Origin of the sequence: Micromonospora sp. LOL_025, from assembly GCF_048060285.1 — a bacterium.
GTDB lineage: Bacteria > Actinomycetota > Actinomycetes > Mycobacteriales > Micromonosporaceae > Micromonospora.
The window spans coordinates 1-834 of the sequence record NZ_JBHMIR010000106.1 but is presented as its reverse complement, the minus strand read 5'-3'; the positions used below and the strand labels follow the sequence as shown (position 1 = coordinate 834).

The window sequence follows — 834 nt, the reverse complement described above, 5'->3', positions numbered from 1 at the left end:
CCGGGGCCCGCTCGCGGTGCTCTTCTCGGGTCAGGGTGCGCAGCGCGCTGGTATGGGCCGGGAGTTGTACGCCGGGTTCCCGGTGTTCGCCGCCGCGTTGGACGAGGTGTGCGGGCGGCTCGACCCGTTGCTGCCGCGTCCGCTGAAGGAGGTGCTGTTCGCACCCGAGGGTTCCGCCGAGGCGGGGCTGTTGGATCGGACGGTGTTCACCCAGGCGGGGCTGTTCGCCGTGGAGGTGGCGCTGTTTCGCCTGGTGGAGTCGTTCGGGGTCACGCCGGACTTCGTGGGCGGGCATTCGATCGGTGAGGTCGCCGCCGCGCATGTGGCCGGGGTGCTGTCCCTGGCTGACGCGGTGGCGCTGGTGGCGGCGCGGGGGCGGCTGATGCAGGCGCTGCCGGTCGGCGGCGGGATGCTGGCCGTCGCTGCCGCCGAGGCCGACGTGCTGGCCTCGCTGGACGTCCTGGCCGACGTGGGGGTCGCGGCTGTCAACGGGCCGGCCTCGGTTGTGGTCTCCGGTGCCGTCGACGCCCTCGACGAGGTGGAGCGGGTCTGGCGCGAGCGGGGCGTGCGCACGCGTCGGTTGACGGTGAGTCACGCGTTCCACAGTCCGTTGATGGAGCCGATGCTCGACGAGTTCCGGGCCGTCCTCGACGGGCTGGAGTTCGCCGCGCCGTCGCTGCCGCTCGTGTCGAACGTGACCGGGGCGCTGGCCGACTCCGAGGAGATCCGTACGGCCGACTACTGGGTGCGCCACGTCCGGCAGGCCGTCCGGTACGCCGACGGAATCACCGCGCTGCGCGCGGCGGGCGTCGACACGTTCCTGGAGATCGGCCC

1 protein-coding gene is annotated in these 834 nt (G+C 73.1%); it reads left to right on the top strand.

Annotated features, from left to right (window positions below):
- Nucleotides 1-834 (top strand): acyltransferase domain-containing protein (locus ACFHW0_RS31680; protein WP_416613299.1); only part of this gene is annotated, 834 nt, incomplete at both ends.